At 61.8% G+C, this 13,546-nt stretch carries 8 protein-coding genes; 2 read left to right on the top strand and 6 right to left on the bottom strand.

Going from position 1 to position 13,546, the window contains the following annotated elements; all coding sequences use genetic code 11:
• Window positions 1-172: 172 nt before the first annotated feature.
• Together rho and argS are read right to left on the bottom strand one after the other, a co-directional pair.
• Window positions 173-2,677 carry a transcription termination factor Rho gene (gene rho, locus ACTM82_RS02700; RefSeq protein WP_441054033.1) on the bottom strand — a complete coding sequence of 835 codons (2,505 nt, stop codon included), beginning with the start codon at window positions 2,675-2,677 and terminating at the stop codon, window positions 173-175.
• Window positions 2,678-3,531: 854 nt separating this feature from the next.
• Window positions 3,532-5,385, bottom strand: coding sequence for an arginine--tRNA ligase (gene argS, locus ACTM82_RS02695; protein ID WP_441054035.1), 1,854 nt, complete (start codon window positions 5,383-5,385; stop codon window positions 3,532-3,534).
• A gap of 342 nt (window positions 5,386-5,727) precedes the next feature.
• Here argS and ACTM82_RS02690 point away from each other — a divergent pair, with 342 nt between their 5' ends.
• Window positions 5,728-6,213, top strand: coding sequence for a CarD family transcriptional regulator (locus ACTM82_RS02690; protein ID WP_441054037.1), 486 nt, complete (start codon window positions 5,728-5,730; stop codon window positions 6,211-6,213).
• A gap of 884 nt (window positions 6,214-7,097) precedes the next feature.
• On the opposite strand, the gene ACTM82_RS02685 is transcribed toward ACTM82_RS02690, so the two are convergent.
• Window positions 7,098-7,697 carry an HD domain-containing protein gene (locus tag ACTM82_RS02685; RefSeq protein WP_427747469.1) on the bottom strand — a complete coding sequence of 200 codons (600 nt, stop codon included), beginning with the start codon at window positions 7,695-7,697 and terminating at the stop codon, window positions 7,098-7,100.
• A 171-nt stretch (window positions 7,698-7,868) separates the two neighbouring features.
• A complete protein-coding gene (locus tag ACTM82_RS02680) occupies window positions 7,869-9,155 on the bottom strand; it encodes a glutamate-5-semialdehyde dehydrogenase (RefSeq protein ID WP_441054039.1) in 1,287 nt (428 codons plus the stop codon).
• A gap of 32 nt (window positions 9,156-9,187) precedes the next feature.
• On the opposite strand from ACTM82_RS02680, the gene ACTM82_RS02675 reads away from it, so the two are divergent.
• A complete protein-coding gene (locus tag ACTM82_RS02675) occupies window positions 9,188-10,687 on the top strand; it encodes an alpha/beta fold hydrolase (RefSeq protein WP_441088508.1) in 1,500 nt (499 codons plus the stop codon).
• 100 nt (window positions 10,688-10,787) lie between these two features.
• On the opposite strand, the gene proB is transcribed toward ACTM82_RS02675, so the two are convergent.
• Both proB and ACTM82_RS02665 read right to left on the bottom strand, forming a co-directional pair.
• A complete protein-coding gene (gene proB / locus ACTM82_RS02670) occupies window positions 10,788-11,915 on the bottom strand; it encodes a glutamate 5-kinase (RefSeq protein WP_441054043.1) in 1,128 nt (375 codons plus the stop codon).
• A gap of 79 nt (window positions 11,916-11,994) precedes the next feature.
• On the bottom strand, window positions 11,995-13,500 hold the full coding sequence (locus ACTM82_RS02665) for a nicotinate phosphoribosyltransferase (RefSeq protein ID WP_441054045.1): 1,506 nt from the start codon (window positions 13,498-13,500) through the stop codon (window positions 11,995-11,997).
• Window positions 13,501-13,546 lie beyond the last annotated feature (46 nt).

Raw genomic sequence — 13,546 nt, 5'->3', positions numbered from 1 at the left:
TGCGAAACCCCCTTGGGGATTGCAAGCGACGAAGCGGAATTGAAACGGGAAAATCGCTGCTTGCCGGTCGTGAGGTCAATAATCGTTGGCGAGCGGCTATACGAAAAGGGCCAGGATCTAAACCCCGGCCCTTCTGGCATGTCTATGGTTGCTGTCGCGTGCAGCGGACGGACTAGAACATCTGCTCGTAATCGCTGTGCTTTTTGGCCGAACGCACCAAAAATTCCTGGTTGGTATTAGTGCCCTTAAGGCCCTTGATAAACGACGCTGCCGCGCGCTCGGTGTTGTTCATGCCGGCGAGGATGCGACGCAGGCCAAAGACAAACGGGCGCATTTGCTCGTCGACCAGCAGGTCCTCGTTGCGCGTGCCCGAGGCAACGGGGTCGATGGCCGGGAAGATGCGGCGGTCGGCCAGGTCACGGTCGAGCTTGAGCTCCATGTTGCCGGTGCCCTTGAACTCCTCAAAGATGACCTCGTCCATCTTGGAGCCGGTATCGATAAGGGCGGAAGCAAGGATGGTGAGTGAGCCGCCGTTTTCGATATTGCGGGCAGCACCCAGGAAGCGTTTAGGCGGATACAGGGCCGCCGAATCGACGCCGCCCGAAAGGATGCGGCCCGAGGCGGGCGCCGCCAGGTTGTACGCACGGGCAAGACGCGTGATGGAGTCGAGAACCACCACGACGTCGCCGCCCAACTCCACGATGCGCTTGGCGCGCTCGATGACGAGCTCGGCCACGCGGGTATGGTTGTCGGCGGGCATATCGAAGGTGGAGGCCACGACCTCGCCCTCAATGGAGCGCTGCATATCGGTGACCTCTTCGGGGCGCTCGTCGACGAGCAGGCAGATGAGGTGCACCTCGGGATTGTTGATCGAGATAGACTGGCAGATCTTCTTGAGAATCGTAGTCTTACCGGCCTTGGGCGGTGACACGATCAGGCCACGCTGGCCCTTGCCGATCGGCGACACGATATCGATGGCGCGACCGGTAATGGAATCCTTGCCATGCTCCATGCGCAGCGGCTCATTGGGGTAGACCGGCGTGAGATCGCCGAACTTGGGGCGGTTACGGGCCTGCTCAGGATCAAGACCGTTGACGGTCGTGATTTTGGCGAGACCGGCACGCTTGTCGCCGCCGCGCGAGGGGCGAAGCGAACCCTCGATCACGTCGCCCGTGCGCAGACGCGCGGAGCGGATGAGGTAGGCGGGCACGAAGGCGTCGTCATTGGACTTCATGTAGCCGTGGGCATGGATAATGCCGGAGCTGTCCGGGCGAATCTGCAGGATGCCCTTAATATCGCGGAAGCCCTCGGCCTTCGCGGCTGTGGTGTAGATCTCTTCGACGAGCTCGGCCTTCTTCTTGCCGGTCGTCTCGATCTCGAACTCCTTGGCCTTCTCGCGCAGCTCGGCGACCTTCATGGCCGCGAGCTCCTCGCGCGAAAGCGTTGGCTCGGTCGGAGCTGCGTTGCGCTCCTTATTGCGCTGTTTGCGATCGCGCTGGCGGCTGCGGCGGTCGTTGTTACGATCATCCTTGCGCTCGCTGCGCTCATCGTTGCGCTTGTGCTGACGGCGGTTGGGGCGGGAACCCTCTTCGGCCTCAGCGCTCTCGACGGCAGGCGTCGTGGGCGCATCGGCGGTCGCCGGGGTCTCGCCGTCCGACTTAGCGTCGGACTCGGGCTGTTGCTCAGCATCCCCCTGCTGTTCGGCAGACTTGGTCTTGGAAGATTTCTTGCGCGTGCGCTTGGGCTTCTCGCCTGCCGACCGATCGGCGCCCTCCGTCTCGGGAGTCGTGTCGACGCTCGCCTCGGTAGACTCAGCTACCGCAGATTCGGCGCCGGACTTCGCCTCTGCCTTAGCTGGGCGTTTGGCTGCGGTGTGACGGCTGCGCCCGGGACGAACGTCGGCAGACTCGGCAGCGGCAGAAACAGCGACCTCAGGAACATCAGCGCCCTCGGCCGAAACCACGACAGCCGCTGTAGGCTCGACGAACGCCGGAGCATCTTGGACAGAAGCCGCGGCAGCGGCCGCCTTCTCCGCCTCGACAAATGCCTTGGGCTTGCGGCCGCGGCGATGCGGGCGCAAAGCAGGATCGACGACAAATGCACCGCCGGCCTCGGCAGGCACGACAGACTCAGCAGAGGAAGCGTCCTCCCCCGCCGCAGAGCGAACCGGGGTCTCGGCGGCATCGAACGAAGCCTGCTCGGCAGCCTGCTGGACCTTGGCCGCCGTGCGACGGCGCGTGCGCGGAGCCGGCTTTTCTGCTACCTGCTCGGGAGCCGGAGCCGAAGGCGCCTCGGGGGCGGACGGAGCCGCGAGTTCGGTCAGAGCCGCGGCATCGCGCTCGGCGGCACGACGGCGAGCACGAACAACCTGGGCTTCGCTGATCTGCGCAAGCGCGCGGGCCTGCGCAACCTCATCTGAAAGCGGCGCCGAAACCTCGGCGGAAACCGGACGCTTGGCACGCGTCGTGCGCGTGGTGCGGCGTTTGGGCTTTGCAGCCTCATCGCCATCCGCAGCGGGCTTGGCCACACGACGCGTGCGCTTGGGCTTCACGGGCGCAGCCTCCTCCCCGGTAACAGGTGCGACGGGAACAGGGTTCTCACTCGAAGCCGAGACAGCGTTCTGGTGTGTCTCGGGGACCGACGCCTGCGACGGTGCGGGTTTCGCGATCTGGTCCAACGCAACCGGTGCAGCGGGAGTGGTTTGTGCCGTGCTTATTTCATTTTCTTGCTGTTGATCAGACACAGTGTTTGCTCAACTTTCTTTTAAAGCCCTGTGATCACATGCTCCCTGCATAAACCTTCAGGGCGGCTAAACAGTCTAGCTCCGTTCAAAACACAACGGGCATCATTGATCTGTATCGAGATGATTACGTCAAATACGCAGCGTTAGTGTAACACAACCGCCACCACCTGCAACTTAGTCATTGGACGTTCTTATACAACTGGTCAAAAGGGACACTCTCCCTCAAAAGCGCTTCCTCTGTCTCACCAGAGGAGTGAAGCCGTGGCATCCGGAATAGCCGCGCCACAAAACGCGCCTATCTACTACGTTTGACCCGCGACCCCTGACCATCCCCTCGATCTTCCTAAAATCGCAAGCCCGCTACCTGCGGTTTTAATATCGTACTTTTCGGCATGGTTCGGGGTATGCGACTAAACGTAGTAGATAAGCCCGATTCGTGGCGGACGGTTTCGCACCGCTCTCCCACCGGACAAAAATGATCCGTTTTCCTCCGTCCCCAAGGGGTCGTTTTCAAAACGATCGCGGATTACGGTGCAAGAACGGCGTAAGCCAACCATACCCTGCATTTTTAATATTCGGCAAGCCGTCTACCTGCGATTTTATTTTCGCTGCTGTTGCTATGGTCGCCAGTCAGCAATTCAGCCCCGTAAACCGGTATAGTTGCGTTTTTGTAGCATTTTTCAACACGCCAAAAAGCCCCGCCAAACGCAAAAAGCCCGACCTCCGCATGGAGATCGGGCTTATAGGGCTCAGCAAAGCCAAACCTACACGGTCAAACGACCCGTAGATTACATCTGCTCGGGTGCAGAAACGCCAACCAGAGTGAGCACCAGGGCGAGCGTCACGCGGACGGCGTCGCAAGCGGCCAGACGGGCGCGTGAAAGCTCGGGATCGACGGGACGGCCCTCGCTCGGAAGCACCTGACAGGCAGCGTAGAAGCTGTGGAAGTCGCCGGCGAGCTCCTCGGCAAAGTGCGTCAGGCGGAACGGGGCGCGGTCGCGAGCGCAGCTGGCGATGAGGTCGGCGAGCTCGTTGAGCTTACGCGACAGGGCGAGCTCGGTGGGGTCGGTCAGCAGCGAGTAGTCGACGTTCTCGCCGATGGCCTTGGCGGCGACGGCCTTCATACCCATCTCGTCAGCCTGCTCGGGCGTAACGTCAGCGGCACGGCGCAGAATGGAGCACACACGAGCGTGAGCGTACTGCACGTAGTAGACCGGGTTGGAGTTATCACGCTTCTTAACGGCCTCGATATCGAAGTCGACCATCTGGTTGGAGCTCTTGGAGATGAGCGTGTAACGGGCGGCGTCGGAACCGACCTCGTCAACAAGCTCCTGCAGGGTCACCATGGTGCCCTTGCGCTTGGACATACGGACGGGCTTGCCGTTGCGCAGCAGGTTGACGAGCTGGCCCAGCAGAACCTCGAACTTGCCGGGATAGCCAAGAGCGTCGCAGACACAGCGGACGCGGTCGATGTAGCCATGGTGGTCGGCGCCCCAGATGTCGATGACGTGGTCGACGCGCTGGAACTTGTCCCAGTGATAGGCAACGTCGGAGGCGAAGTAGGTGTACTCGCCGTCGGACTTGATCAGGACGCGGTCCTTGTCGTCACCCAGGTCGGTGGAGCGGAACCACAGGGCTCCGTCCTTGGTGTAGAGGTAGCCCATCTTGTCGAGCTTCTCAAAAGCGCGGTCGACGGCGGAGGTGCCGGCGGTCTCGCCCTCGGTGTCCTTCACATACAGTGAGCGCTCGGAGAACCAACGATCGAAGTCGCAGTTGACGGCGTGGCAGAGATTACGCATGTTGTCGACCATCTTTACGTAGCCGCGCTCGCGGAAGCTCTCCATGCGCTCCTGCGGATCGGCGTCGACCCACTTGTCGCCGTCGGTGCGCCAGAACTCGGCGGCCTCGTCGATGATGTAGTCGCCGCCGTAGGAATCCTTGCCCAGAGTCTCGGCAAAGTTGTCCTGATACGGATGGGTCTCGGGATGCGCGTCGTTCTCGTCGGCAACAAAAGCATCGCGGTCGGCAATCAGCAGCTTGTGAGCCTCGTCGATATCCACGCCCTGCTTGGCGATGATGTCGGCAAGCTGCATGTAGCGCGTGCTGATGGAGTTGCCGAAGGTGTTCATCTGAGAGCCGTGGTCGTTGATATAGAACTCACGCTGGATATCGTAACCGGCATGGTCCATAACGCGGCAGAGGGAGTCGCCCAGAGCGGCCCAACGGCCATGGCCAATATGCATGGGGCCGACGGGGTTGGCGGAGACAAACTCGACCTGGGTCTTCAGGCCGCCGCCGACGTTGGACTTAGCGAAGTCCATGCCCTTCTCGCGGGCCTCGCCGAAGATGGCATTCTTAACGGAGACGGAGAGGTAGAAGTTGATGAAGCCAGGGCCGGCGATCTCGACCTTCTCGATCGCGGGATCCTCGGGCATATGGGCAACGACGGCCTCGGCGATCTTGCGCGGGGCGCAGTGAGCCAGCTTGGCGGACTTCAGGGCCATGGTGGAGGTCCACTCGCCATGAGAAGTGTCAGCCGGTCGCTCGATAGCGCAATCGTCAAGTTCAAATGCGGAAAGGTCGCCGGCCTCCTGGGCCGCAGCAAGCGCAGCGCGTACCAGCTCTTCAATCTTCTCGGGCATAGATCCTCCTTGTGTTAAAGCCCCCGAGCTCTTGGTCACTCGTAGGGCAAAAGCCAGAGTTTGCAGCACTCTATCACAAGCGGTAACTACTGTCGCAGGGTAAAGTCAATCGATATTGCATATGCACATAATTGACCACAGTTGTCGCAAGGCCATTCAAAGATGGCGGTCTGCCTGCTGGTTGTGCACTCGCCGAAAATGCATAAACATCTGCATGGGCAGCTCAGAATATCGAATACTCTTACCTATCAGATTTGTGTGCTTTTCCTGCATAAAGTAAGGGTTTGCGCACGTCAGCGTGGTATTCTAGACATACGTAAATTCGTATAAGTTGGAGGTAGCATGTTCTCAATCGGTCAACACGTCATTCATCCGGGTCAGGGAGTCTGCACCGTCGTCGGTTTTAGGGAAGACACACCGCAGCCCATGCTGTTGCTCGAGACCAAGCAGGGACATGCGCAGACGATCCTCATGTACCCCGTGGCGCAGGCCGACCGTCTGCATGCCGCCATCTCCGAGCAAGATGCCGAGCACCTACTGAGCCATTACGACGAGCTGGAGTGCGACACCTTTACCGAGCGCAACAGCTCGCTCGAGGAGACGCACTTTAAGCAGCAGCTCAAGCTGGGTGCGCCCGAGACGGTCCGCGTGGCAAAAACAATGATGCACCGTATTCGCCAGGCCGAGGAAGCAGATAAAAAGCCCAGCTCTTACTACATGCGCGTACTCAAGGAAGCCAAGCGCCGCTCCATCGAGGAGATTGCCGTGGCCCTGGGCGTCACCGAGGAAGACGCTGAAGCCCGCCTATCCCAAGCCGCCCTCAACTAACCTGCCAAAAAGGGACAGGTTTATTTTGGCAGGTTTTATCTGGGGAAACGTCAACAAACAATTGGTAAATGGTCGGGTGCTCCGTTTTGTTTGTAAGCCCCGGCCATTTTTCTATCGCCGCGAAAATGCGTGAAGCCCATTTGTGATGACATCACGCGAGGGCCGTCCAGATCGACGCAACCAACGCCCGTATCCGCAACAAGCGCACCCGTCTTGCTCAATTACCATTAAAAAGCATCAATTTGAAAACGCAATAACATTTCGGCAGGTAGCAGCTATAGTCGGTAAACTGAATCTCGACAACCGAAGCCTCCGAATGAGGTATCTTCAGCCCATCCAAGCTAAAGGAGGGGCCATGCCGAGAAAACCTCGTTCAAAGTCACCAACCGGTTATTTCCACGTCACGTTGCGTGGAAACGGAGGGCAATTGCTGTTTGACGATGCCGAGGACCGAATCGCCATGCTTCAGATCCTCGATGCAATCCTCCCCAAACACAATATCGAGCTTATCGCTTGGTGCCTTATGGGAAACCATATTCATTTGGCACGGCAATCGTGCAGAGTGTCGCAGGATGCGCTCCGACGGAACTCAAATCTGTCTCCAAGCCACTTCGCAATGAGGCGATTCTCGCGCTTCGAAAAGAAGGGCTAACCGTTAAGCAGGTTCAGCTGCTGACCGGACTCGGAATATGGATTATTAAGAACGCGTCCTAGCGTCGCGTTTACCGAGTTACGGATACGGCGAAGCGCAGCTGCCTGCCGCGAGGCGCCGCCATTCGCAAGCGCCACCATGTTAAACAGAAAACGCTTCCGCTGAATAACGTCCAACGGAAGCGTCTTCCCAGATAAAACCTACCAAAATAAACCTGTCCCTTTTTGGCAGGTTAGGCCTGGAAGGTGTCGCGGTCGGGCGCGAAGGACTGCATGGCCGCGATGGTGCGGTCGAAAAGCTCGGGGAGCTCCCAGCCCAGCATCTCGGCGCCCTGCGTAATCACGTCGCGCGAGCAGCCGGCGGCAAAGCGCTTGTCCTTGAACTTCTTCTTGAGCGACTTGGTCGTAAAGTCCATGACGCTCTTGCTCGGACGCATGATCACGGCAGCCCCAATCAGGCCGGTAAGTTCGTCGCAGGCAAACAGGATCTTTTCCATCTGCAGCTCGGGCTTGGGCAGCGAGGTGTTGAAGTCCGAGGTATGCGTCTGGATGGCGCGGATGAGCTCGGGCGATGCGCCCTCGCCCTCGAGGATCTCGGCCGCATAGATGGTGTGGTTCACGGGGTCGTCCTCATGCTCCTCCCAATCCAGGTCGTGCAGCAGGCCGACGATGCCCCAAAACTCCTCGTTCTCGGGGTCGAACTCGCGCGCAAAGTAGCGCATGGTGCCCTCGACCGTTTCGCCGTGGGTGATGTGGAACGGATCCTTGTTGTGCTCGTTGAGCAATTCGAACGCACGGTCGCGGGTGATTCCGGCGGAAAGCGTCTGAGACATGGCAATACCTCCAGGTGAGTCGGTGCTAAGACACGGTGTCACTATCGTATATCGCCGCGGCTCAAGCCGAAAGGCAGAAAAGGCATACGGAGAAAAAAGCCGGGCGAACGCGTCGCCCGGCAAAACCGCAGATAAAACCTGCCAAAATAAACCTGTCCCTTTTTGGGAGGTTTAGGGGCGGACCTGGCCGGTGCCGCGGAGCTTGTATTTGTAGGTGGTGAGGGCCTCGGCGGCAAAGGGGCCGCGGGCGTGGAGCTTTTGGGTCGAGATGCCGATCTCGGCGCCCAGGCCAAACTCGCCGCCGTCGGTAAAGCGCGTGCTGGCGTTGGCATACACGGCCGAGGCATCGATCTCATCCAAAAAGCGCTCGCAAGCGTCCGCGTCCTCGGCGATGATGGCCTCGGAATGCATAGTGCCATAGCGGTTGATGTGCGCGATGGCCTCGTCCTCGTTCGCCACGACCTTCACGCTCATCTCGAGCGCCAGGTACTCGCGGCCCCAGTCCTCCTCGGTCGCGGCCACGTAGTCGTCGCCCTCGGCAAGACCGGCGTCGGCGCATGCGGCACACGCGGCCCCGTCGCCGTGAATCAGCACGCCGTGGTCGTGCAGCACGGCCACGACCGCCGGCAAAAACGAATCTGCCACGACGCGGTCCACAAGCAGCGACTCGGCGGCGTTACACACGCCCACGCGCTGGGTCTTGGCATTGACGATAATGTTGAGCGCCTTGTCAAAGTCGGCCGACTCATGCACGTAGATATGGCAGTTTCCCGTGCCCGTCTCGATAACCGGCACAAGCGACTCGCGCACGCAGCGCTGGATCAGGCCCGCACCGCCACGCGGAATAAGCACGTCGACGATGCCGCGAAGCTTCATGAGCTCGCCGGTGGCCTCGCGGTCGGTGGACTCGATCATCGAGATAGCCTCGCGCGGGAAACCCTTGGCCTCGAGCGCATCGGCCAGCAGTTCGGCAATCATGGCGCACGAGTGATAGGCCAGCGAACCGCCGCGCAGAATGCAGGCGTTGCCGGTGCGGATGCAGATGCCCGCGGCATCGGCCGTCACGTTGGGGCGCGCCTCATACACCATGGCGACCAGGCCCAGCGGCACGCTCACGCGGGTGAGGTCCACACCACTTGCAAGTACGCGGTGGTCGAGCACGCGGCCGACAGGATCGGGCAGCTCAGCGAGCTTCTCCAGGCCGGCGGCCATGCCCTCGACGCGCTTGGGCGTCAGCAGCAGACGGTCGAGGAGCCCCGCCGAGGTGCCCGCATCGCGCGCAGCGGACATATCGAGCTCGTTGGCGGCGACGATGGAATCGACGCCATCGCGCAGCGCCGCGGCCATGGCGCGCACGGCCTCCTGGCGCTGCTCGTCGCTCGCCGTGGCAAGCGAGGCCGACGCTGCCTTGGCGGCAACGGCAAGATCGTGGACATACGTGGCTATATCGACCGACATGGGCGGCCCTTTCTCTTAGTAGTTTGCCAACCATGGTAGCCGATTTATGCGCATCCTCGCTGGCGGCGGTAGAATTGGTCAACCCGAAACACCGCAACGAACGGAAGTACCGCATGGCCCTCATCACTTCGTACCACGTCCCCGGCCTCTATGTCGAGGACCACAGCATCGACGTCCCCTTGGATTGGCGCGGCCTGGAGCCAATGCTTTTGGCCTTCGGCAGCACCATGCGCCGCGGCGCCATGCCGGCGCCCATCGCCGGCGCACCCGAGAGCATCAAGCTTTTCTACCGCGTGGTTTGCGCTCCCGACCGTATCAACGACGACCTGCCACTCCTCCTCTTTTTGCAGGGCGGCCCCGGCGGTGAGAGCCCGCGTCCGCTGTCGCCCACAAGCGACGGCTGGATCGAGGAGGCCGTCAAGCACTTCCGCGTCGTCCTGCCCGACCAGCGCGGTACCGGGCGCAGCAGCTGTGTAGACGGGCGCACGATTGCCGCACTGGGTGAGCGCGCCGAGGCGGCAGGCTCCGATGCGGCCCGCTCGCAGGCGGATTTTCTCAAGCGCCACCTCGCCAGCTCCATCGTGCGCGACTTTGAGTACCTGCGCCTGGTGGGCTTTGGCGGCAAGCCCTGGGTCACACTCGGCCAGAGCTACGGCGGCTTTTTGACGTTGAGCTATCTGTCGCTCTTCCCCGAGGGCGTGGCGGCGAGCTTTACCTGCGGCGGCATTCCCCACGTACCGGCGAGTGCCAGCGAGGTCTACGCGCACACCTTCCCGCGTATGGCGGCCAAGACTCAGCAGTATTACGACCGCTACCCCGCCGACGTCGAGCGCGTGGCGGCCCTGGCAGATGCCCTCGAGGAGCAAAAGCCCGCGCTGCCCGACGGCTCGCCGATGACGGTCGAGCGCCTGCAGCTCATGGGCAGCGACTTTGGCATGAAGCCGAGCTTTGAGCGCATGCACTGGATTATCGACCACGCGTTTGTTAATGGCGACGGTACGCTGAACTGCGGATCCTCGGTATCAGACAGCTTTTTGATGCGCGCCTTCGAGCGCACCAACACGCGCACGAATCCGCTGTACTGGACGCTGCAGGAATTCATCTACGCCGATGGCGACACGATGCCCATTGGCTGGGCAGCCGCCGAGGAAAAGGCCCATCGTGCCGAGTTCGACACCCTCGCGCGCCCACTCATGTTTACCGGCGAGGCCATGTTCCCGTGGATGTTTGAGCAGATGCCCGAGCTCAAGCCCTTCAAGCCCGCCATGGACCTGCTGATGGAAGACACCAGCTGGGACAAGATCTACGACCCGCAGCGCCTGGCCTGCAACGAGGTGCCGCTCCAAGCCGCGGTGTATTTCGACGACATGTACGTGGATTCGGGCCTGCAGCTCGACACGCTCAGTCGCGTGGGCAACTCACATGCCTGGGTGACCAACGAGTTCGAGCACGACGGCCTGCACGGCAGCGTGGTGTTCAAGCACCTCTTCGACGAGGCCCTCAACCGCGGAGACCTGCGTCGAATCTTCTAGCAAAGGAGTGTCCCCCATCAGCCGGCACAATAGGAACGTCCCCAAGTGCCGGCACGAGAAAGACAGCGCTGCGGGAAACGATCCGCAGCGCTGTCTTTCTTTATGCAAAGACGATCAAGTTGTCTCGGTGGATCGCGGGCTTCTCGGCCAAGTCTGCCAGCAAGCGGTTGCCGGCAATCTGGTCCTGGCGGCGTCCGGCTGCAAGCTCCAGCACGTCCGAATCGGCCTCGGCGATACCGCGGGCGACAACCATGCCGCTCGGATCGCACACGTCGAGCACATCGCCCTCGGCAAACGTGCCATCGACCTTGCGAATACCCACCGCAAGCAGGGAAGAACCGCGGCTGACCAGCGCCTTCGCGGCGCCGTCATCGACCGTCACCGAGCCATGCGCCTTGTCGCCCAGTGCAATCCACAGCTTGCGGGGCGCAATGTCCAGGCGCTCCGCCGGCGGATCGAACAGCGTACCCACGCTCTCGCCGCGGGCAAGGCGCACGAGCGCATCGGGCTCCTCGCCCGAGCAAATCACGCTCTGAATGCCCGCCGTCATCAGGATGCGGCTCGCGCGGATCTTGGTAATCATGCCGCCTGTGCCAACCGATGTGGAAGAATCGCCCGCCGACGCGATAATCTTGGCATCGATCCTATGCACGACTGGGACGAACTCGGCCGTGGGGTCCTCGTGCGGATTGGCGGTATAGAGGCCGTCGATGTCCGAGAGCGTCACGCACAGGTCGGCAGAAACCAGGCAGCCCACAAGCGCCGCCAGCGTGTCGTTGTCGCCAAACTTAATCTCGTCGACGGTAACGGTGTCGTTCTCGTTGACGACCGGCACCACGCCCAGTTCCACCAGACGCAGCAGCGCGTCGCGCGCGTGCAGATAGGACGTGCGACGGGCCGTGTCGTGACGTGTGAGCAGCACGAGCGAGGTAAGCAGGTCGCGCGCATGGAACTCCTCGTCGTAGGCCGACGAGATGATGCACTGACCGGCCGAGGCGCAGGCCTGCAGGCTCGGCAGGTCACCGACCGGCTTGCGGTCAAAGCCCAGCACGGGATAGCCACAGGCAATGGCGCCCGAACTCACCACGACCAGACGCCAGCCGAGTTTGCGCAGGGCAGCAGCCTGATCGGCAAGCCCGCCGATAAAGGCGCGGTTGACCTTGCCATCGGCGCCCACCACCGTGGACGAACCGATCTTTACCACCATCGTTTTATAAGAAGTCGTCATACGTCAAACCAATCAACTGTTGAGGGCTCGGGCGAGCTGACGGCAGAGGGAACGTAATTCCACCCTACATCCAACAAAATTAGCGAGCCCAGGGAAAGGCAGAAGCCGCGGCCATGTTCTTGCGCACGAGCTCGTCACGCACCTGCGCCAGGCCCTGCTCCATGCCCACCACATAGGTCTGCGGGTACAGGAAGCGCTTGTAGACCGGATCCAGATGGTCCAGCGCCCAAGCGCAACGCTCGCGTGCGGCCTCGATGCTCTCGCGCGGGGCAACAGCGCTGCCGTCGCGCACGATCGGCGCCAGCAGCTCGCGATACTCAAGCTCGGACACGTCGGTCACCAGGGCGGCATCGTTCACGGCCACGAGGGTATTGCCGCGCGCGGCGCCCTCCCCCGCCAGATGGTCCTCGTCATAGATCATGTCGCAGACCGGGCCGCCAAAGCCGTCGTAATAGCGGCGCACGCGCTGCACGCCCGGAATCGTGCGCTTGTAGGGCTGCTCGGAGAGCTTGACCACCGGCGTCCACGGGTCCGCCTCGCTCGCACGGCGGGCGGAAAGCTTGTACACGCCGCCCAGCGCCGGTTGGTCGTAGCAGGTCGCGAGCTTGGTGCCCACGCCAAAGCTATCGATGGGCGCACCCTGGTCAAGCAGCGACTGAATCGTGTATTCATCCAGATCGTTGGAAACCGAGATCCCCACATAGGGCAGGCCCTCGGCATCAAAACGGCCGCGGACATACTTGGACAGCTTGGCGAGGTCGCCTGAGTCGATGCGAATGGCCGACAGACGCTCGCCCGCCGCCTCCATCTCCTTGGCAACCGTAATGGCATGCTCGCAGCCCTCGCGCACATTATAAGTGTCGATGAGCAGCGTGCAGTTCTTGGGGCTCGACTTGGCAAAGGCACGGAAAGCCTCGAGCTCGGAATCGAAGCTCATCACCCAGCTGTGCGCATGCGTGCCAAAGACGGGAATGCCGTAGCGGCGACCGGCGAGCACATTGGACGTAGAGGAGCAGCCGGCAACGTAGCTCGCGCGCGCGACGGCCAGGCCGCCATCGGGACCCTGGGCGCGGCGCAGGCCAAACTCGGCCACGGGACGGCCGTCCGCCGCCAGCACCACGCGCGCCGTCTTGGTGGCGACAAGCGTCTGGAAGCCGACGATGTTGAGCAGCGCCGTCTCGAGCAGCTGGCACTCCAGCGCGGGGCCGGTGACGCGCACCATGGGCTCGCGCGGAAAGACGAGCTCGCCCTCGGGGACGGCGTCGATGTTTACATGCGCACGAAAACCGCGCAGGTAGTCGAGGAATTCAGGCTTGAACATCGCGCCGCCGGCCGGGGCCTGGAGCGATGCGAGGTAGTCGATATCCTCGGGCGTAAAGCGCAGGTTCTCGACCAGCTCGGGCAGCTCGGCGGTGCCGCACATGACGGCGTAGGCGCTGCCAAACGGATGGTCGCGGTAAAACGCCGTAAAACAGCCCTGCTCATTGGCCTTGCCGCTCTCCCACAGGCCCTGGGCCATAGTGAGCTCGTACAGATCGGTGAGCATTGCGATGTCGGTGGGATGCGAGATGTCGGTCAAAGCCATGGGGCGACCTTTCGGATGCGTTGTGCAGAGGTTGAGGGTTGGACGA

Origin of the sequence: Collinsella sp. HCP3S3_E5 (assembly GCF_052067635.1) — a bacterium.
GTDB lineage: Bacteria > Actinomycetota > Coriobacteriia > Coriobacteriales > Coriobacteriaceae > Collinsella.
Note: the sequence above shows the minus strand (reverse complement) of the source record. Positions and strands in the feature narration are given on the sequence as shown.

What these genes read in the sequence shown, in the direction of transcription:
- argS (WP_441054035.1), bottom strand. Translation starts at nt 5,385, where the DNA reads ATGCCCGAGAAGATTGAAGAGCTGGTACGCGCTGCGCTTGCTGCGGCC.
- ACTM82_RS02690 (WP_441054037.1), top strand. Translation starts at nt 5,728, where the DNA reads ATGTTCTCAATCGGTCAACACGTCATTCATCCGGGTCAGGGAGTCTGC.
- ACTM82_RS02685 (WP_427747469.1), bottom strand. Translation starts at nt 7,697, where the DNA reads ATGTCTCAGACGCTTTCCGCCGGAATCACCCGCGACCGTGCGTTCGAA.
- ACTM82_RS02680 (WP_441054039.1), bottom strand. Translation starts at nt 9,155, where the DNA reads ATGTCGGTCGATATAGCCACGTATGTCCACGATCTTGCCGTTGCCGCC.
- ACTM82_RS02675 (WP_441088508.1), top strand. Translation starts at nt 9,188, where the DNA reads ATGGTAGCCGATTTATGCGCATCCTCGCTGGCGGCGGTAGAATTGGTC.
- proB (WP_441054043.1), bottom strand. Translation starts at nt 11,915, where the DNA reads ATGACGACTTCTTATAAAACGATGGTGGTAAAGATCGGTTCGTCCACG.
- ACTM82_RS02665 (WP_441054045.1), bottom strand. Translation starts at nt 13,500, where the DNA reads ATGGCTTTGACCGACATCTCGCATCCCACCGACATCGCAATGCTCACC.